Raw genomic sequence first — 19,112 nt, 5'->3', positions numbered from 1 at the left:
TTGAAAAATGTTGAATTCGTTTAAACGATTGAGTCTGGAATTGGCTGGGTTGTGATTTCATAACCCGCTTGTTTAAGGGCTTTGTATCGCTCTCGTGCTGCGGCCTTACCGGCCTCATCATGTGGCACAAAGTCGTGCCATTCGGTTATTCCTTTTAACTGCTTTAAGTACTCAGGTACTCGCTCGCACGTGTTTACAAAACACTGGCGTCGTTGTGGACTCGGCTGCCAATTGATCTCTACCGGTGTGCCATAATGTGGCCCCTCGCCCGGTAAATTATGTGGAATAAAGCGGTTTGCTTGAAATTGCCACAACCACTCATCAATTTGATGAGCGTGGTCTTGGTCTTCGACGCCTAACAGCACTTTTTTGTGCTGTCGATATAAGTCGGCCGTTAGAACACAGGCATAATGCCAATGAGATTTTACCTCGTGCTCGGTCGCTGTCTTAGGCAAAGTGTGTTGCTCTGACAATAACCAAAAAATAACGTTCATAACGGACCAACTAATTTAATTGTTTTAACAATACTTAATAGGCAAGGTGCCGAGCATTAATGCTCAACACCTACACCAGCTCGGTTCATTAAGAACTGAGTCAGCATTGGCACAGGACGACCTGTTGCCCCTTTGTTTGCACCGCTTTGCCAAGCAGTACCGGCTACGTCTAGGTGAGCCCAGTTGTATTTCTTAGTGAATCGAGACAAGAAACACGCTGCGGTAATTGTACCAGCATCTCGACCGCCAAGGTTAGAAAAGTCTGCAAAAGGACTATCTAACTGATCTTGATACTCATCCCACAATGGCAAACGCCATGCGCGGTCGCCTGATTGCTCAGAGGCATTTAAAAGCTCGTGAGCAAGTGGGTTGTGGCTACTCATCAAGCCAGACGCATGCTTACCTAATGCAATTACACACGCTCCGGTTAGAGTTGCTACGTCTACGACCAACTCTGGATCAAAACGCTCAACGTACGTCAATGCATCACACAGTACTAAACGACCTTCAGCGTCAGTGTTTAGAACTTCGACTGTTTTACCTGACATAGTCGTCAACACATCACCTGGGCGGTAAGCTTTACTACCTGGCATGTTTTCACAGCCTGCTAACACACCGATAACGTTTACAGGTAAGCCCAACTCAACAACGGCACGCATAGTACCTAGTACGCCAGCCGCACCACCCATGTCGTACTTCATTTCGTCCATTTGTGCAGACGGCTTGATAGAAATACCACCAGAGTCGAACGTAAGGCCTTTACCCACTAGTACGATAGGCGCTTCACCTTCTTTGCCGCCCTTGTAGTCAATGATGGTCATCATTGATTCATTGTCGCTGCCACGACCAACTGCTAGGTAAGAGTTCATACCTAACTCAGCCATTTGTGCTTCATCTACAACACTGACTGATACGTTATCAAACTCTTCTAACAACTTACCCTGGTCAGCTAAGTAAGCTGGATTACAAATGTTCGGTGGCATATTAGCCACGTCGCGACACATTTTTGAACCATTTGAAATAGCTAAACTGTGCTCAATTGCGCTTTCGCCAAGTGGTAATTCACGACGCGTTGGCACGTTAAATACCATTTTGCGAAGTGGGCGACGTGCTTCGTCTTTTTTACTTTTAAGCTGGTTAAAGCTGTACAAGCTGTCCATTGTTGCTTCAACGGCTTGACGCACCTTCCAGTACGTATCACGACCTTTAACGTGCATTTCAGTTAAGAAACATACCGATTCCATCGAGCCCGTTTCGTTAAGGGTATCAATGGTTTTTTTGATGATTTGACGATACTGACGCTCGTTTAGTTCGCGTTCTTTACCGCAACCTACCAACAATACGCGCTCGCTCAATACGTTTGGTACGTGATGAAGTAATAAAGTTTGGCCCGGCTTCCCCTCTAGGTCGCCGCGACGAAGAAGGTTACTGATATAACCTTCACTGATTTGATCTAATTGTTCTGCGATCGGAGAAAGACGACGAGGTTCGTAAACACCTACTACAATACAAGCACTTCGCTGCTTTTCTGGACTGCCGCTTTTTACACTAAATTCCATGATCTCTCCAAAATTTCGGCGGAAATGTAAAATTCACCTAAATATTAATTTTCAATCGGTGTTTCACTGGTTTACCATTATAATCATTGTTATTCGACGATTGAGCCGTATGGACTCTCAACCAGGTCGTTTATGACTGTTTGACCGATTGTTATAGCATGAGTTTAGTCTGCTATAAAAAAGTTTTCTTACAAAAATAAGAAGTTTACTCAAAAATCGTCATTATTCCAGTAAAAGTACAAGTTTTATAAGGTTTGTGAGTGATAATTTTACGTTATTTAACCGCAGAAGTTTTTAAGTCTCAGTTTGCGGTATTTATTGTGCTGATGAGCATTTTCATGAGCCAAACCTTCGTCCGTGTTTTGGCCGATGCGTCAGAGGGTAAAATACCAGGTTATCTGGTTGCATCCATCATTGGCCTGCGCTTTCCTCAATTAGCCGCAATCATTCTACCTCTCAGTGTTTTCTTGGGCGTTATGCTCGCTTATGGTCGTTTGTACACAGATCAAGAAATGAGTGTTTTAAAAGCCTGCGGTATCTCTGAGTGGTACGTCACCCGTGTAACCCTCATTTTTGCTACTACGGTGGCTATTTTAGGCGGTACAGTAAGTTTATATCTTGCCCCAATGGCTGCTGAATACGAATATCAAGTGCGTGAAAACGCCGCAGCCGATGGTGTTTTATCTACTTTAACCGCTGGCCGATTCCAAAAAGCAGGTACTGGTGACTCAGTCGTGTTTGTTCACGATATCGAGCGCAACAGCTCAGAAATGAAAAAAGTATTTGTTGCACAAGCATCAGAGACTGGGGTTGAGAGCGTTGTTTACGCGCAAACAGGTTTACTAAAAGACTTGCCTAGTGGGCGACAGGATCTAGAGCTTTCTGCTGGTCATCGTTATTATTTTGCAGAAGGCGATGACCCACAACGTCTTAACTTTTCTAAATACCAAATATTGATGGAAGACCAGGCCGTTGAGCAAAAAAGCCGAAATTATGCTGCCCAATCAACGCTGCAGCTTCTCGAGTCTGACAGTTTAGAAGCAAACGCTGAGTTTCAATGGCGCCTGGCAATTCCATTGACGATTCCAATTTTGGCGATGATTGCAGTGCCTCTAAGTTCAGTCAATCCGCGTCAAGGTCGCTTTGGTAAAATAATGCCTGGCCTGGCTATTTTCTTTGCTTATTACATCTTGTTGTTATTGGCTAAATCAGCCCTTGAAGACGGTAAAATTCCACAAAGTGTTGGCCTGTGGTGGATTCACTTAATAGGCTTGAGTACCGCAGTGTTGCTCCTGATGAAAGACCGAACCGCCGGTGGTAAAATCCGTAAAATGTGGCTCACTAACGTTTCGAAAAAGGGAGCCTAATCATGACTAATATTGGCTTGTTTAATATGTCGATCATCGAGCGTTATGTCGGTCGTACAGTAATAAGTTCGATTGCTGTCACGTTGGGTATTTTAGTTGGTATCAGCACCCTATTTCGCTTTATCGAGCAACTCAAGTACATTGGCCGAGCTGACTTTACAGCGGTCACAGCTGGCTTGTATGCGCTGTTTTTGATCCCTCAAGACTTAGAAGCATTTTTTCCAATGGCGGCAATGATAGGTGGTCTCGTTGGTTTGGGTGCATTAGCGACAAATTCAGAATTGGTCGTCATGCAGGCGGTCGGCTTATCCAAAGCAAACGTTGTAAACGCAGTTCTCAAAGCAAGTACTGTTTTGATTTTAATTATGATGGTGTTTTCAGAATGGGGTGTCCCAGCCTCGGTTGAAAAAGCCAAAGAAATCAAAACCCAGGCAATATCCGGTGGTCAAGTTTATTCCGCAGAACAAGGTATTTGGGCTAAAGATACCGACGCTTTCGTCAACATCAAAGAAGTGACCGAAAGTGGTCAGTTGGTTCAAGTCACTGTGTTTGATTTTGATGAAGACTTGAAATTAAGCACTCATATGACCGCAGACTTTGGCGCATTTGAAAATGGTCAGTGGTTGCTTACCAACGTGGTTATCCGCGAGTGGCAAGACAGAAAGATCACTTCACGTTATCTAGAGACCTATCCGTGGCCGACCGATTTGGCCCCAGATAAATTGGGCATTGTCAGTGTTAAACCAGAGCGTATGGCGTTGAGTGAACTGATTGATTATCTCAATTACTTAGAGCGTAATGAGCAAAACGCCAGTCGTTATGAACTCGCCTTATGGCGAAAAGTGTTTCAGCCATTTAACGTCGCAGTGATGCTATTATTAGCCTTGTCGTTCATCTTTGGGCCGTTGCGCTCTGTGACCATGGGCGCGCGAATTATCCTGGGCATCTTAACGGGTTTCTCATTCTTCCTTGTGGACCGTGTGTTTGGCTCCCTTGCCCTGGTTTATGAATTACCTGCAGTGTTTGGCGCTTTTGCCCCAACACTCACTTTCTGCCTGATAGCCATTCATTTACTCACTAAGAAGCAAAAATAACGAATCGTTTAAGAGAATAAAAAACGCCTAAACTTTACACAGAGTCTAGGCGTTTCTTTTGTGGCTGTGGCACTTTCCAATTTATCGATTTGGGTCTTCAATTCCACGTAAATAAATCTGCTTATTTTGCTCTTTGCTAAGTACAATCATTTCAGTCTTGGTTAATTTATCTTGAAGCGCCAACTTAGTTTTAGGAGTGAATAACACCAATAAATTACCTAGCCCTAATAGGGAGTACAAAGCGCGCAATAAACCACGTTTTAATTCAACTGGCTTGCCATCTATACGCTGTAATTTTAAGCGCCAAGCACGCATTCCGATTGTTTGACCACCATCATGCCAAAACCAGGCGTAAAACAACCAGACCCAAAGGGCAAGTTCGACCTGAAACCACCATTGATTGTTCAAAAAATCCGACTGATCTGCATAACCAGAAATGTCTAATCCAGCGTACAAACTCAGCAAATGCACTGCAGCAAGGTTCAAAATCGTCACCAACATCATCAATGCAATCACGGCTAACCAATCATAAATCATCGCAGCTAATCGCTTAAAAAAACCAGCACGCTTTACCGCTTCTGACATTGCGGCGGTAGATGGGGAAGTATCGTTTGAAGTCTCTGAGCTCATTGTAGGCCTGTCATTACATGTAATTAGTGGGCGATCTTATCAACATTCCACGAGTCGCCAAGTAATATTTATCATATTGAATAATATATCGACAATTGAAACATTTAGTTCACAAATCGCTTGCAGTTATAAAGTGCGTCGTTATAATTCAATTCGCTTTAGAGCAAACCAATTTGTGCCAGTGTGATGGAATTGGTAGACATGACGGATTCAAAATCCGTTGCCTTCGGGCGTGGCGGTTCAAGTCCGCCCACTGGTACCACTTCTCTTGATAAAAAAAAGAGAAAATAACCGACAAATCTTATAAAGAATGTCGGTTTTTTTATGCCTGAAAATCGCGATGACTGTGTTTATGCAACAAGGCCTTTTAGCCATTCCTCTTCCACATATGCCTTAAAATGTAGCCACGACTTTAACATTTCCAAAAACACTCCCTGCGATTGCGCCATCTTGAAAAGTTACTCTTCCCCTAACAATCACGCTTATGTTGGCTTGATTCTGCTCAGAATTTAATTGCGCTTGTCAGGCTATTGGCGTTTACCTCGCCATTTGGTGTATTTTGCGTGAACCCCTTTCGTAAAATGGGAAGAATAATCTTCTAAAAGATCTACGCCATAGAGTATCAATACAACCAAAATAGATAGTTTAATTGAAACGCCCGAGTCAACAACGGCTATACAAACTCCAATAGCGGCCAACGCCCAAATGGTTGCTGCCGATGTTACGCCAACGACGGCTCCATCTTTCGCAAGCATGACTCCTGCGCCAAGAAATCCAATACCAGTGACCACCTGACCAATGATTCGAGATGTGTCCGTTACATCGTTTTCTATTAACATGGACGTTGCTACAAACAAATAAGTCCCTAGAACAATTAACGACGAGGTTCTAATCCCGACTGGCTTTCCGCGTAATTGTCTTTCCAAGCCCACTAGTCCTCCACAGAGGATTGAAGTTGCAATGGATATCCAACTGTAAGGTTGAATCGAGAATAGGCTTTCTATCATCATTTGAAGGTATATCTCTATATCAGGGTTAATAACCTTGGAGTGCACAAGTAGCGATTTTCACATGGCACGATAAAGCAGCCATTTTATCAGAAGTTGGGGATATTATGTTCGCTTTATTTTTATTCCTAAGTAAAAAAACAAAGTGAAAAGCGGCTCTCGTTTTATCGTGGTGTACGATAAATAGAATTGGTCGGTATAACTAAATTATTTTGTTGTACTTAGATTTGTAATTGAGTTGTACTCTCGGTTTTTAGCCTCGGTGAAGGAAAGTTAATGAACAAATCAACCGTTGATAAGGTCCGTGCTACTTACAATGTTAAGCATTGGAGTCAAGGTTACTTCGGTATCAATGATCAAGGTAATGTTTACGTCTCGCCAAATCAAATTATGAAAGAGCACACGGCAAATATTTCGGACATTGCAAAACTGATCAAAGCGAAGGGGTTGTCATTACCTGCATTAGTTCGATTTCCACAAATTATTCATAATCGCGTTGAGAACTTATGCGGCGCGTTTAATCAAGCCATTTCAGATTATAGTTATGAAAACAAGTATCTGCTTGTTTATCCAATAAAAGTCAATCAACAAAGAGAAGTGGTAGACAGTATTCTTGCCAGCCAAACTGACAAACAGGTGAGTCAACTGGGCCTCGAAGCTGGGAGCAAAGCTGAGCTATTGGCCGTATTGGCGCTAGCGCAAAAAGTCTCTTCAGTAATCGTGTGTAATGGATACAAAGACAAAGAGTATATTCGTTTAGCCTTAATTGGTGAAAAGCTAGGACATAAAGTTCACATTGTGTTGGAAAAGATGTCTGAGCTAGAAATGATCTTAGCTGAAGCAAAAAGCCTTGGGGTGACACCAAGACTAGGAATAAGAATCAGATTAGCGTCGCAAGGCAAAGGCAAATGGCAGGCAAGCGGCGGAGAAAAGTCGAAGTTTGGTTTGTCTGCGTCTCAGGTATTAAAGGTTATTAATACGCTGCGTAGCGAAGAAATGCTCGACGCGTTGAAACTTGTCCATTTTCATCTAGGCTCACAAATGGCGAATATTCGCGATGTGCGCTTAGGCGTTAGTGAAGCGGCTCGCTTTTATTGTGAATTAAGAAAACTAGGCGCAGCGATCGACTGCATGGACGTAGGTGGTGGTTTAGCAGTCGACTACGACGGAACCCGCAGTCAGTCTCATAATTCAATGAATTATAGCCTCGCGGAGTATGCTAATAACATAGTTCACACGATCGGAGATACGTGTCGTAGCTACGAAGAGCCAATGCCGTTAATTATCTCTGAGTCTGGGCGCGCGCTCACGGCTCATCATGCGGTACTAATTTCTAATGTTATTGGAGCTGAATCATACGTAGCTGAAGAAATTGAGCCACCTCTAGAAGATGCACCTCTTATTCTAAATAATATGTGGATGTCCTGGCAGCAGCTTAATAAGCGCATCGATGACAGAGCGCTCATTGAAATTTACCACGATAGCCAAGCCGATATTCAGGAGGTTCACCATCAATTTGCGTTAGGTTTATTGACGCTTGAGCAAAGAGCATGGGCCGAGCAGGTTAATTTAAGAGTTTGTTACGAACTGAACAAGTTAATGGATACGAAAAACCGCTTCCACCGTCCGATTATTGATGATTTAACGGAAAAGTTAGCAGACAAATTCTTCGTTAACTTTTCGTTATTTCAATCATTACCGGATGCGTGGGGAATCGATCAAGTATTTCCAGTATTGCCATTGTCCAATTTAGACCGCTGTGATGAAACAAGAGCTGTTCTGCTTGATATTACCTGTGATTCTGACGGTGCTGTTGATCATTACGTAGATGGCCAAGGTATAGAAAAAACGTTACCCGTTCCTAGTTGGAAAGAAGGGAATGAGTATTTACTCGGTTTTTTCTTGGTAGGAGCCTATCAAGAAATATTAGGGGACATGCATAATTTATTTGGTGACACACACAGTGTTGTTGTTCTGCTTGATAACGAAGGACAGATTGAAATCACAGAAATTAATGAAGGTGATACTGTCGAAGATATGCTGACCTATGTGCATTTAGAAGCAAGTAAATTCAAACAAACATACAGTGAATTGGTAAACAATAAATTACCAAATACTGAACGTGAAGATATTTTTAATGAATTAGTAGCCGGGTTAAACGGCTACACATATTTGGAGGACTTTTAATGTCGATTTTAACCAGCAGTGTATTTAATCAGATTGATAATTCCATATACTCAAACGCGATGACTTTTTTGCGGTCTCCTCTGACATTAGATCCAACTAAAAGCAATGCCGATGTAGTGATATTAGGACTGCCCTTTGATATGGCTACTTCTGGTCGCTCCGGCGCAAGAATGGGGCCAGACGCCATTCGTCAAGCATCAATTAACCTAGCATGGGAAGGTCGACGTTTTCCTTGGGACTTTAAATTGGCGGAGGTGTGCAGTTTGGCGGATGCGGGCGATTTGGTCTTTTCGGCTGGAGACAGTGAAGAGTTTTGTGCGCGGGTGGAAATGGCATCTGATGAAATACTATCATCAGGTAAGAGCCTATTGAGTCTTGGCGGAGATCATTTTGTGACCTTGCCATTGTTGCGTTCTCACGCCAAAAAATTTGGAAAAATGGCGTTAGTTCATTTTGATGCACATACCGATACATATGACAATGGCAGTCGATACGACCATGGCACAATGTTCTACCATGCGCCAAACGAAGGCTTGATAGAAAAAGAAAATTCTGTGCAAATAGGCATTCGTACAAATTACAAACAAAAAGGTCATGGTTTTAATGTAATTAACGCTATGCAAGCAAATGACATGTCAGTAAGTGACATAGTTGAGCAAATTAAAACAACTATTGGTGACCTGCCGGTTTACTTAACCTTTGATATAGACTGTTTAGATCCTGCATTTGCTCCAGGTACTGGAACTCCTGTATGTGGTGGTCTAACAACAGATAAGGTACTTAAAATCCTTAACGCTTTACAGGGAATAAACTTGGTAGGCATGGATGTTGTTGAAGTAGCACCAGCTTATGATCAGAGTGAAACAACTGCACTAGCCGCGGCCACTATAGGGTTAGATTTATTACACTTATGGGCTACAAGAAACATTAAATAACAATTAAAAACCATGGCTACCTTTCTGCGTTTATTTGTACTAGAGCTTATTGAATAAATTTAAGGTGATTGAGACGGCTTATCGGCCGTCTCGCACTTATTTTAAGATGTTAATTTTTAGGCACCGTCTATTCAAAATCCGTTGCCTTCGGGCGTGGCGGTTCAAGTCCACCCACTGGTACCACTTCTCTTGATAAAAAAGAGAAAAAATAACCGACAAATCTTATAAAGAATGTCGTTTTTTTTATGCCTGAAGTCCTTCAACAATCCAACAAATATTCCTTACCACCATAACGACTTAATTTGTTTTAGATCAAATGTTCTAACTCCCATTCTCTATATCCTGCACTCAGTTTTTAAAGGAGATTGGAAATGACAAAAAATCGTATTTATGCCGCTCTATTTACTGCCTTAACTGGACTATCAGTTACGACTCTTCCTGCTCTAGCTCATCAAACTGATGACATGCTAGTTCGCATTGGTGCAACAACCGTTGCTCCTCAAGACAATAGCTCGAATATATTCTTAGCTGGCGGTGATTTAGGTTTTGGTGTATCAGTAGACAGCAATACCCAACTAGGCCTCAACTTTGCTTACTTTATTACTGACAGATGGAACATCGAAGTACTTGCTGCAACGCCTTTTAGTCATGAAGTCAGTGTAAATACTAATCCACTTGGACTTGGGAAACTTGCAGACGTCAAACATTTACCACCTACGGTTACAGCAAACTACTATTTTGCTGATACCTCAAGCAAACTTCAGCCATACGCTGGTGTAGGCTTAAACTATACTGTATTTTTTGATGAAAACTTAACGGCTGAAAATCAAGAAATTGGCTTTTCTGACTTGAAGTTAGATAACTCATTTGGGTTTGCGGGCCAAATAGGCGCTGACTACCAGCTAGATAATGGTTGGTTTATTAATGGCTCAGTTCGTTATATCGCTATTGATACCAAAGCAACCTTCACACTCAACAATCCGACTCTTGGTGCAAATAATGCTCCCGGTTCTGTTAGTGTTGATATTGATCCTATTGTTTACACACTATCAATTGGCATGAAGCTATAACTGTTTTGCTAATAAAATTATTGAACAAGCCAGCGCATGGATTAGCATCGCTGGCTTTTTAATTAACAGTTGTAAGTAACAAAGCATTGAGTTCTGAATATTACATCAAACATTTACGGTAGGTTAGCTCGATAACTTTGTACTGTCTCCGGGCTCTGGAGCGTCTGGATAAAACACGTTTATCTTGTTTCGGCCAAACTGTTTGGACTCGAACAGGGCCATATCCGCTCGGTGAATAACTTGCTCATAATTGTGGGCATTTTCAGAACTTGCGACACCACCACTTATGGTAATCGTGAGTCCTTCTGCAATCTCTTCGTTATCCTTGATGTAAACTGCTTTTCTTAGTTTTTCGGCCATCTCAAAGGCCGTGTCGAGAGAAGTTTCTGGGAACAATACAATAAATTCCTCACCGCCCCACCTTGCGATTATGTCTTGCTCTCTAAGGGTGTTTTTAAGTGTATCTGCCACCGACTTTAACGCGGCGTCGCCTGCACTATGCGACCAGTTATCGTTAATACTCTTAAAGTAATCAATATCAAAAAAGCCAATGCAGTATTTCGCCCCATGGCGATCGGCTAACGTTTGCCACTCTTCACATTTTTCACTGAAGGCACGTCGATTCAATAATTCAGTTAATGCATCTTCATTAGACAATCGTTTCAATACCTTGGAGCTTTCAACTAATTGTTTGAGTAACTCACTTTTTTCTTGATTGGCCTTTAACAATTTACTTGACTGAATTTGTAATGCCTTTGTCTTTTCATCGACTTGTTGTTGCAGTATTTTCTGACGTAGCCTTGCTCGATACGAGCGCCAATATAACGACAACCACAAACAAAAGATTAGCCCAAAAATACTGACTACCTTGAAAACATTTGTTTGCCACCAATAAGGTAATTTGACGATTGTCATCTGTTTGGGAACACTCCATTCATATGGAGCAATAGAAGAAGAAACTTCTAGTAAATAACGTCCTGGGGGTAAGTTTGTGTACTCAATGGTGTTTGTTTGACCGCGTTCGTCCCATTCATCTTGGAATCCAGTCAACCTCACTCGGTACACGGTTCTTTTTGGTGAGACTAAATTAATACTCGAAAATTTAACTTTGAGGTGCTTGGCATCGGGCTGTAGCACTATGTCGGAAGATAGATCTTGTAATGCTAAATCGACACTAACCGCCTCAAACTTTATCGCTGCATCGACAGGCTTATAGGTGGCTAAATCGCCAGTATTAGCTCTGGCGGCCCCTTTAGATGTTGCAAACCAAACTTGGCCACGAGTATCTAACCACCCGGCCGGAGTTGAACGACCATTTGCCTGTTTGCTGAGCAGTCCTTCCGATTCTTCAAATACATCATATTTTAGTTCCACTAATTTACCGTCTAAATGGGCATTTAAAATATCCCTTTCGACACGATAAATACCAACGTTAGAACTTAACCAAAGATAGTTGTATTCATCTTTAAGTATGGTAAAAAACTTGGCGACGTTTTGGTAATTAAACTCTGGCAATCGAGCCAGTGAATCATCTCGATATCGATAACGGTAAAGCCCCGAATCAGAAGCAATAAATACTACGTCCGCTTGTTCATCGTAATAAAAGTCAAAAATATGTCCGGGTTGAATTCCAGCTAAATTGTATTTTTCGACCACTTGACCTTTTTTAATTAAATTAACGCCTCGGCTAGTTCCGACCCAGACCGTATCTTTAATTATCTTTACTACCGCAACAGCGTTGTTTTTTAGGCCCTGATTCTGATCAATTACCTGTGTAACTTTGTTGGATGAAGTCTCTACTACCGCTATGCCCTCTGAAGTTCCAACCCAAATCTGATTGGGGATCCTTGTTTCTATACTTCGTATTTGATTGGACGGTAACCCGTTTGCAACAGTTAAATATGGCTCGAACCTTCCTTTCTTCCGAACAAAAACCCCATCGGTATAACTCCCTGCTAATATGTCTCCCGACTGACTCAGAGCTAGGGACAGTATTGATTGATTTAACAGTGCTTGAGATTCGATAGCATCTGTATTTGGGTCAAACTGGGCAAGACCGTTAGAAGTCCCTAACCACATGGTACCGTTATGATCTTCCAATACTGCTCGAGTAAAGTTAGCAGGAAGTCCATCGGCCTTAGAAATAGCATTAAAATCGGTTTCGAAAAAACGGGTTAAACCGCCGACTGTACCAACCCATACACTGCCATCAACATCTTCAAAGATAGTGGTGACGCGGTTATCTAGTAAGTGATTAGAGTTATTAAAGTGGTCAACTTGACCGTCTGGGTGATAGACAATTAACCCGTCCTTTGCCGTTCCGCACCAAAATCGGCCTTGGCGGTCAACACTGAAGGTCAAAACATTCTTATCTTCGATGATCCATTTAGAGTCTGACAGATCGGAATTTTGAACGTGTAAAACGCCTTTTTCGGTCGCCAAAAAGACACTTTCTTCTTTTACATATATGTGATTAATAGTGGTATTTTGTAATGAGTTAACTGAGTCAATAGTTTGGTCTTGGACAAAAAACAGCCCTGCAGTGGTACTAATTAATACCTGGTCTTCATAGACTGAGAGCCCCGTGATGACACCAGAAAGTGGTTGCTGCTCTGTTAAATTGAGCAACTGCCCTGACCTCGACAAACCATAAACCTGTTGGTCTTCTGTCGCTACAACTAAGTAATGTAGAGGGCTTGGTGTGATGAAGTTAACTTGTGACTTAAACCGATATAACTCACGCCACTTTCCATCTGAATTGCGAACCAATAACTGTCCTTTTGCTCCGCCGACAAACAAGTCACCTTGCTGGTTGATGGTTAAACTTCTCGCCGCATTATCTTCTACCGGAACGTTATAAATGTTTTCAATGTTAACAAACTCATGACCATTAAATCGGTCGACTCCTTCCCACGAAGAAAACCACACATACTTGTCGTCCGTTTGAGAAATTGCAGAAATAGTATTATGAGAAAGGCCGGATTCGGTCGACCATTTTTCTGTTACAAAACGAGTGCTGTTGCTCGCCACAGAAGAATGACTGAATATACCAACCCCAAGGGTCAGAATTAGTGTGATGTGAAATAATACTCTGTCCATGTAACACCAAATTTTCCTATTTAATAACCACAATGGGAGCTTGGTTAAAAATAACTTTTAAAAAGTATAAAACGGCGAAAAAATCCCCTAACTGTACCAATATTAAAATCGAATTACAGCCCCATTTTTTTCTTATTGAATTAGTCTTCCTCATTGTGTTGCTGAGAATCCAGTTGCGCTAACTTTTCACGTTCCGCTTTGGAGATGTATTTTTCTTTCTTTTTAGGATTGCGCTTTGCATTCATTTTTTTCGCTTTTTTCTTAAGCGTCTCATTGATTTTTTTACGTCTATTCATAGCCACATGAGGAGTTAAAAGAGGTGGGTGAAGAGTATAAATCAAATCCCCTTCTTCGCCCACCTAGGGCTAGATTTTATAAGTAACGATCACCAAGCTTTGTAGTTGATAGTCAATGTAACTCGACGAGGCAACCCAGGAAAATAACGATCGCCAGTAAAACTAGTATAGTCAGCTCGCTCAGCGTAGCGCGCATCAAAGGCATTGCGGATAATTAACCTGACATCAAGGTTAGGGTTGAATTGCCAATGCGCATATGCATCTACTACATTATGACCTTCATAGCTGTGTTGGTTTTCTGGATCAGTAAAATAGCGACTGACGGTTCTTAAGCTGGTGCCAAAACTAACCGAATTAGTTGTTTGCCAATCCAACCCAAGTGTAGCGACATTGCGCGGGGCAGTATCGATTTCATTGCCATTAATATTTTGCCCACCACTATACTGATCCGCATCATAGGTGTGTTTGCTATGCGCACCAGCAAAACGCATGGTCAATGAGTCGGTTAGTTGCCAATCCAATTCCAATTCGACACCCGAGTGCTTGGTTTTACCATTACTAACGGTAAAAAAGTCACTATCGCGATAAATAGTATTAGCTTTGTTCATCTTATAAAAAGACAGTAAATAACTACCCTTGGATAAGTACCCCTTAGCTCCTATTTCAATACTTCGAACGGTTTCCTCCTCTAACTCAGCAACGGTTTGCTGGCGTTGCAGTTGATATAACTCTGCAGTTTGAGGAACCCGATATCCCTTACTAACGTTGGTATACACCTGGTGGCTCTGATCGATTTGATATGCCAGAGAGAAACTTGGAGAAAAACCACTAAAATCGTTTTTTCTCGATTCTGGCCGACTATACCGGCATCCGCCAAAGCCACACGCCTCACCATTGTCTTTTGTCCGTCCAACAAGCATATTGTTATTGTAGTCGTAGGTAACATTCTCAAGTCGTCCACCTAGCTCTAAGCGCCAACCCCGATATTGCCATTTCGACATCAAAAACGAGGCAAAAGAGTACTGAGTTACGTCGTAATCATAATGTTTACCTGTTGGAACCGTAGCCTTAAGAAACGCAGAGCCCTCTGTTTCATTTGACTGATATTGCAAAAATTCGCCTTGAGTCACATCCGTATCGACACCAAACTCCAACTGCCAGTTATCGTTAACTTCAGCGTGCATTAATGACAATATACCAACACCAGTTTGATTATTTTCTTCTAATGGCGTCCCCGGTAAAAAGTGTTTGAAGAACGTCATATCCTGATTGCGAACATATGGTGTAATCGAAAAGGTAGTTTCACCCCGTGTCCAATTGATTTGGCTCCAAGCACGCAGTGCAGATGCTTGACGGAACGCATCAGGGTCAAAGTTTTGCTGTGACGTTCCTTCGTCTTTATACGCTTCAAATCCCTCTATAAAGCCCGCTGTTTGTTGATCTAGGTTGGTATAAGTTAGACCTGATTTAACGCTATAAACTTGGCCATCATAGCGATGGCGCAAAGACACCTTGTGTTGTTCAACACTTTCATCATCCCTAAAGCCAGTATCATCGGTCAAAGTAACTGCTAGACCCAGACCTTGGTTATCAAACTCAGTCCCGGTTGAAAGTTTAGTGCGCTTATATCCATATGAACCAAGGTCCAAACCCGCTTTGAAGTGTGAGTAAGTGGTATCAGGAGTGACGACATTGATCACACCGTGGATGGCATTAGAGCCGTATAATGGCGAACCAGGTCCCTTTAGCACCTCTATTCGAGTGGCTTGTTCAGTATGTGATTCGAACAGCTCGTTGATATTACAAAATCCAGAAGAGCGAAGAGGAATACCATCCTCCAGAGTAAGTAGCCCGCCGCATGCGCCTGCACCTGACAGCACCGGCGAACGCAATGAGGGTAAGTACTCTTGTCCATTGCCACGATGAATATTGGCACCTGCAACTAACTGAAGTGCTTGTTCAACATGAACCGCATTTTTTCGTGCTAAAGCGTCTGCGCCTACAACAGACAATGCTAATGGAATTGATCCTGTGCTCGCTTCAATACGAGATGCTGTCGTGGTAATAACTTCAATCGATTTTTGCTTTGCACTGAGTATTGGTGCTATTTGCTCTGCAGTCTGGTTAGTATCATCGCTTGCCAGTGCTATTGAGTGCACAAGCCCAATCGCAACTACTAACACCGAAGGGGTCCTTTTCATGGGAGCCTTATAATTTTAATCAATAAAAACGTAATGTTACTTACTTTACAACGATTAAAAAAGTGCACCGACAGTTCTAATTATTTCAATGATTAATCAACAAAGCGGTCACATCGGATGCTTGCATAGGCTTATAAAAAAAGTACCCTTGAGCCAGTTCACAACCTCTTTCGCTAAGAAAGTCGATTGAAGCTTGAGTCTCTACGCCTTCTGCAACAACCGTTAACTTTAGATTACGAGCCAGAGTAAGAATCGTATCAGCAATAGCTTCATTGTGAGAATTCCCCTCTAAATCAATTATAAACGAGCGGTCAATTTTGAGAACATCGATAGGTAATTGGTGTAAATACTGCAACGAACTAAAGCCGGTGCCAAAGTCATCGACGGCCACCGTGATCCCCAGTTCGCGTAACTTTTGCAATATCTCCGACATCTTATTCATGTCTTCAAAGAATACCGATTCGGTTATTTCGATTTCCAACATTTCTCCCGGAATACCATACTTCTCAAGTGCTTGTCTGAATCGGTCAACCAAACCTTGGCAATTAAACTCAACAGGTGAAACGTTTATAGCGACAGGTAATAAAGGTAAACCCAAGTCTTTCCAAGATTTAATTTGCTGACAGGTAGCTTCAAGTACCCAGCTGCCAACTTTCTCTATCAAGCCTGTTTGCTCAGCCAGCGGAATAAAATCAGCAGGTGATACAAAATTACCACCTTCATCAAACCAGCGAATGAGGGCTTCAAATGCGGTGACTTTTTGTGTTTTTAAACACACTTTAGGCTGAAAGACTAAGCTGAACTGAGCCTTTTCAATTGCGCTTCTAAGTTGGTTTTCAAGATAAAGGTGGAACTGTGAAGAAGCTTCAAGGGAGTCATCAAAAAACTGAAAGTTACTCTTTCCGAGAGACTTTGCCCGATACATCGCCATATCAGCTTTGCGCATTAGTTCTTGCTGGGTTTGACCATCTTGCGGATAAACGCTGACGCCAATACTTGAAGAAATAAAATAATCGTTATCAAAGATATTAAATGATTGAGAAAGAGCAATAATGATCCGTTCACAAATTGTCGAGACAATATCAGTGTCTTGGATACTTTCTAATACCAAAACAAACTCGTCACCACCAAGTCGAGCCAGAGTATCGACCTCTCGTATGCAAGATTGAATACGAGTGGTAACCTCTTTTAGCAAGATATCTCCTGCATGATGACCCGCATTGTCATTGACCTTTTTAAAATCATCCAAGTCAATAAACAACACCGCAACTTTGTTATCAAATCGCTCACCATACTGAATCGCATGCTTTAACCTGTCGTCCAACAATATTCTGTTTGGTAGCCCTGTCAAAGCATCGTAATACGCTTGCTTGCGGATCAGTGCTGCCGACTCTTTCAGCGCTGATACATCCCTAAAACACCAAACTCGACCAACGGCTTTTTCACCTAGTATTTGTGGTGAAGAATGGAATTCAAAGGTTTTGCCGTTGAGTAATTTGGTTTGACCAAAAATGTCCGCATTGGGGTCTAATTTGACGGTTTTAAAATGCTTAGCAAACTCGCCAGGGTCTTCTAGCTGTTTGTATATGTATTTGAGACTTACAAAGGGCAGCAGTGTGCCATCGTGTTTTGGGAAGCCAAATAAAGATTGGGCTAAAATATTGTATTTGACTACCCGCCCAGTGGGGCTAAAAACAATTATTGCCTCACCTGTAGCATCAAACATCGCGTTTAAAGTCGCTAGCGAAGTATCGAGCTTTTCTTGAGCTTGTTGTTGTTTTGCGACTTCGGTTCGCAACGCTTCATTTTGCTGATTAAGCTCTGTCGAAACGAGATCAAGCGAGCGTTCAATAATCTCACGTTCTTGATCCATTTGTTCATATGCATCACTTATCGCATTTAGAAGACCAGCCTGGCTAGTCATTATCTCATCATTGTCTGTATGACGGCGCAATTGACGTTTGAGTAATCTATGCATGAGGTACTATGACTCAGAAAAAAACGTTATGGTCATTGTTTGGTTGTGAAGTGCACTCTTGCGGCTTTGTTGTGTTGGCGAGATTTCTCCATAAGAATAAAAGCCCGCAAGCTTGCACGTCTTAGGGATCATTTCTTCAATACTTTCTAGTTCGTATTCGGTCTCTTGTTGCAACACTAAACGTCGGCCAACACAACTGATCAACAATCCAAACTCTGGCTCATTGTTAGCAAAGGCGTCTTGAAGTGCTTTTTGTGCCGCCTCTTGGGCCCCGTCAATCAAGTTGTCGATATTTGCCCGCATCAGCTGAGCGTATGAACCTTCAGGCACATCTCCGGCAAAGGTAAGGCTTTGCTCCCCCTCATCGATGTTTAAAATAGTGCGAATGAGGGTTTCGTTTGTTTCTGGGTTACGCACACTAAGAGGGAATCTCAATGCCGAAGCCGGTAACTGCTCTGCATAGTCACCTAAATATTGTTTGTATAGAGCCAATGCTGACTGCCCATCTAGCTCATAAAGCAAATTACCCGATGCTTTAGTAATTAAACGCTCCGGGCCGAACGACTTCCACCCGCTGTATGACCCGCTACCAACTACAATGTCATTGCCATAAAAACCACACGCAAGGATCCGTCCTGGGCCAATGTCACCATTGTGCCAAACCTCAGTCTCATTGAATTCGTCTTTATCACCGGCCAAACCACCCGTTATTAATACACCTTCTGGCAAAGACTTGGTCATTTCAGCGACTAAGGTTGTGCCGTTTACCAGTTGGCCATCCGATAAAATTAAAACGGATTTTAAATCGTCAACGGAGAGCTTATTGGCAAGAGATTGAGCAGCCTCATTTAAGTCTTTGTAGTCTTTTAAGTTTATGCTTTGTACATCAACTTTGGTTCGTTCAAACTCAATAGCGGTAGCGACAACCGAGTCGTCCAAAATATCCGTTCCAGTGATTTCACCACTGGTAGTGCAGCCAATAATGTGAGCGTTTGGAAAGCTTTCTCCAAGTTGCTTGAGGGCACCTTGATGTTTCATTAACTTTCGGCAGCCAAAAGCGAACACAAGAGTGACAGCGTCGTCGGTTGGCAGTTCTTTATTCCAACGATTTTCTGAAAAATGGTATTGATTTACTTTCATGGTAGGCTGACCTTAACAACCGTGACTTCACATAAGGTTAGTCAAAACCTACCAA

14 protein-coding genes and 1 tRNA gene are annotated in these 19,112 nt (G+C 42.2%); 6 read left to right on the top strand and 9 right to left on the bottom strand.

Features of this window, described 5'->3' with window-relative positions; genetic code table 11:
* Positions 1 to 20 precede the first annotated feature (20 nt).
* On the bottom strand, positions 21 to 494 hold the full coding sequence (locus J1N51_RS12825) for a DNA polymerase III subunit chi (RefSeq protein WP_208831646.1): 474 nt from the start codon (positions 492 to 494) through the stop codon (positions 21 to 23).
* Positions 495 to 550: 56 nt separating this feature from the next.
* Positions 551 to 2,053, bottom strand: a complete 1,503-nt coding sequence (gene pepA, locus J1N51_RS12820; protein WP_208831645.1) for a leucyl aminopeptidase — start codon at positions 2,051 to 2,053, stop codon at positions 551 to 553.
* A 260-nt stretch (positions 2,054 to 2,313) separates the two neighbouring features.
* On the opposite strand from pepA, the gene lptF reads away from it, so the two are divergent.
* Positions 2,314 to 3,420 (top strand): LPS export ABC transporter permease LptF, encoded by a 1,107-nt coding sequence (lptF, locus tag J1N51_RS12815; RefSeq protein ID WP_208831644.1) that lies wholly within the window; start codon positions 2,314 to 2,316, stop codon positions 3,418 to 3,420.
* Positions 3,421 to 3,422: 2 nt separating this feature from the next.
* Positions 3,423 to 4,514: an LPS export ABC transporter permease LptG gene (gene lptG / locus J1N51_RS12810; protein WP_232842809.1), complete on the top strand. Its 1,092-nt coding sequence runs from the start codon at positions 3,423 to 3,425 to the stop codon at positions 4,512 to 4,514.
* A gap of 81 nt (positions 4,515 to 4,595) precedes the next feature.
* Here lptG and J1N51_RS12805 read toward each other — a convergent pair whose 3' ends face one another.
* The gene (locus tag J1N51_RS12805; protein ID WP_208831643.1) at positions 4,596 to 5,144 is read right to left on the bottom strand and encodes an RDD family protein; all 549 of its coding nucleotides are present in this window, start codon (positions 5,142 to 5,144) and stop codon (positions 4,596 to 4,598) included.
* 177 nt (positions 5,145 to 5,321) lie between these two features.
* Between J1N51_RS12805 and J1N51_RS12800 the strand changes: the two genes are divergently transcribed.
* Positions 5,322 to 5,406, top strand: a tRNA-Leu gene (locus J1N51_RS12800).
* A 265-nt stretch (positions 5,407 to 5,671) separates the two neighbouring features.
* Here J1N51_RS12800 and J1N51_RS12795 read toward each other — a convergent pair.
* Positions 5,672 to 6,154, bottom strand: coding sequence for an MgtC/SapB family protein (locus J1N51_RS12795; RefSeq protein ID WP_208831642.1), 483 nt, complete (start codon positions 6,152 to 6,154; stop codon positions 5,672 to 5,674).
* A gap of 273 nt (positions 6,155 to 6,427) precedes the next feature.
* On the opposite strand from J1N51_RS12795, the gene speA reads away from it, so the two are divergent.
* The 3 genes from speA (at position 6,428) to J1N51_RS12780 (ending at position 10,343) form a co-directional block, all read left to right on the top strand.
* Complete coding sequence (speA, locus tag J1N51_RS12790; protein WP_208831641.1) at positions 6,428 to 8,338, top strand: biosynthetic arginine decarboxylase; 1,911 nt, start codon at positions 6,428 to 6,430, stop codon at positions 8,336 to 8,338.
* Positions 8,338 to 9,273, top strand: coding sequence for an agmatinase (speB, locus tag J1N51_RS12785; RefSeq protein ID WP_208831640.1), 936 nt, complete (start codon positions 8,338 to 8,340; stop codon positions 9,271 to 9,273). The genes speA and speB overlap by 1 nt, the downstream gene beginning before the upstream one ends.
* A 371-nt stretch (positions 9,274 to 9,644) precedes the next feature.
* Positions 9,645 to 10,343, top strand: coding sequence for an OmpW/AlkL family protein (locus J1N51_RS12780; protein WP_208831639.1), 699 nt, complete (start codon positions 9,645 to 9,647; stop codon positions 10,341 to 10,343).
* Positions 10,344 to 10,466: 123 nt separating this feature from the next.
* Here J1N51_RS12780 and J1N51_RS12775 read toward each other — a convergent pair whose 3' ends face one another.
* The 5 genes from J1N51_RS12775 to J1N51_RS12755 all read right to left on the bottom strand — a co-directional run bounded on the left by J1N51_RS12775 (position 10,467) and on the right by J1N51_RS12755 (position 19,057).
* The gene (locus J1N51_RS12775) at positions 10,467 to 13,442 is read right to left on the bottom strand and encodes a ligand-binding sensor domain-containing diguanylate cyclase (RefSeq protein WP_208831638.1); all 2,976 of its coding nucleotides are present in this window, start codon (positions 13,440 to 13,442) and stop codon (positions 10,467 to 10,469) included.
* 140 nt (positions 13,443 to 13,582) lie between these two features.
* The gene (locus J1N51_RS12770; RefSeq protein ID WP_332874930.1) at positions 13,583 to 13,783 is read right to left on the bottom strand and encodes a DUF2986 domain-containing protein; all 201 of its coding nucleotides are present in this window, start codon (positions 13,781 to 13,783) and stop codon (positions 13,583 to 13,585) included.
* 44 nt (positions 13,784 to 13,827) lie between these two features.
* The gene (locus tag J1N51_RS12765; RefSeq protein ID WP_208831637.1) at positions 13,828 to 15,939 is read right to left on the bottom strand and encodes a TonB-dependent receptor; all 2,112 of its coding nucleotides are present in this window, start codon (positions 15,937 to 15,939) and stop codon (positions 13,828 to 13,830) included.
* 85 nt (positions 15,940 to 16,024) lie between these two features.
* Entirely contained in the window at positions 16,025 to 17,917 is a 1,893-nt protein-coding gene (locus J1N51_RS12760) for a putative bifunctional diguanylate cyclase/phosphodiesterase (protein ID WP_208831636.1), read from the bottom strand.
* Between the two features lie 6 nt (positions 17,918 to 17,923).
* Positions 17,924 to 19,057, bottom strand: a complete 1,134-nt coding sequence (locus tag J1N51_RS12755; RefSeq protein WP_208831635.1) for an FIST signal transduction protein — start codon at positions 19,055 to 19,057, stop codon at positions 17,924 to 17,926.
* Positions 19,058 to 19,112: the final 55 nt, after the last annotated feature.

The sequence above is a fragment of the Psychrosphaera ytuae genome (assembly GCF_017638545.1).
GTDB classification, from domain to species: Bacteria; Pseudomonadota; Gammaproteobacteria; order Enterobacterales; family Alteromonadaceae; genus Psychrosphaera; species Psychrosphaera ytuae.
Note: the sequence above shows the minus strand (reverse complement) of the source record. Positions and strands in the feature narration are given on the sequence as shown.

Excerpts from the sequence above, each read along its gene's own strand:
- J1N51_RS12825 (WP_208831646.1), bottom strand. The coding sequence starts at position 494 with ATGAACGTTATTTTTTGGTTATTGTCAGAGCAACACACTTTGCCTAAG.
- pepA (WP_208831645.1), bottom strand. The coding sequence starts at position 2,053 with ATGGAATTTAGTGTAAAAAGCGGCAGTCCAGAAAAGCAGCGAAGTGCT.
- lptG (WP_232842809.1), top strand. The coding sequence starts at position 3,423 with ATGACTAATATTGGCTTGTTTAATATGTCGATCATCGAGCGTTATGTC.
- J1N51_RS12805 (WP_208831643.1), bottom strand. The coding sequence starts at position 5,144 with ATGAGCTCAGAGACTTCAAACGATACTTCCCCATCTACCGCCGCAATG.
- J1N51_RS12795 (WP_208831642.1), bottom strand. The coding sequence starts at position 6,154 with ATGATGATAGAAAGCCTATTCTCGATTCAACCTTACAGTTGGATATCC.
- speA (WP_208831641.1), top strand. The coding sequence starts at position 6,428 with ATGAACAAATCAACCGTTGATAAGGTCCGTGCTACTTACAATGTTAAG.
- speB (WP_208831640.1), top strand. The coding sequence starts at position 8,338 with ATGTCGATTTTAACCAGCAGTGTATTTAATCAGATTGATAATTCCATA.
- J1N51_RS12780 (WP_208831639.1), top strand. The coding sequence starts at position 9,645 with ATGACAAAAAATCGTATTTATGCCGCTCTATTTACTGCCTTAACTGGA.
- J1N51_RS12775 (WP_208831638.1), bottom strand. The coding sequence starts at position 13,442 with ATGGACAGAGTATTATTTCACATCACACTAATTCTGACCCTTGGGGTT.
- J1N51_RS12765 (WP_208831637.1), bottom strand. The coding sequence starts at position 15,939 with ATGAAAAGGACCCCTTCGGTGTTAGTAGTTGCGATTGGGCTTGTGCAC.
- J1N51_RS12760 (WP_208831636.1), bottom strand. The coding sequence starts at position 17,917 with ATGCATAGATTACTCAAACGTCAATTGCGCCGTCATACAGACAATGAT.
- J1N51_RS12755 (WP_208831635.1), bottom strand. The coding sequence starts at position 19,057 with ATGAAAGTAAATCAATACCATTTTTCAGAAAATCGTTGGAATAAAGAA.